Annotated in this window: 1 protein-coding gene; it reads left to right on the top strand. The window is 55.7% G+C overall.

The genetic code is table 11. The annotated features are described in order from the left end of the window. Positions 1-424 (top strand): hypothetical protein (locus tag AC1RPT_RS07690; protein ID WP_481762968.1); only part of this gene is annotated, 424 nt, incomplete at both ends.

Raw genomic sequence — 424 nt, 5'->3', positions numbered from 1 at the left:
AGCTTCATCGGCAGTGATGAGCGCAACGTACACGGTTAACGGGGCTACCGTTCAGCAAGATATTCCTGTGACGTGGAGCGCTGACAACTTCACCACAGGACAGATTGCTAACCGCCTCAAGTTCTTTGCCTCGAACTTCGTCAGTTACTTCATCGACGACTTGGTGATTCAGAGCGTATCCGGTGCGGACCCTACGTGGCCCCTTGGCGCGGGTGTGTGGCCGACTCCTGAAACTGAGCCTGCTATATCAGCACGTCGTATTTACGCAGTGAACGCCACAGGTAACGGATCGCTCACTCAGTGGACGCCATCGGGCGCTGAGCCTAACTGGCAGTCTGCTACGGATACGACCGGCGCTAACTACGTGACGGCTAATGCCACTGGTCAGACCGATACCTACAAGTGGAACATTCCTGCTGTGTCC

The sequence above is a fragment of the Dellaglioa sp. CoH-56-MRSF-11 genome, from assembly GCF_056782135.1.
Note: the sequence above shows the minus strand (reverse complement) of the source record. Positions and strands in the feature narration are given on the sequence as shown.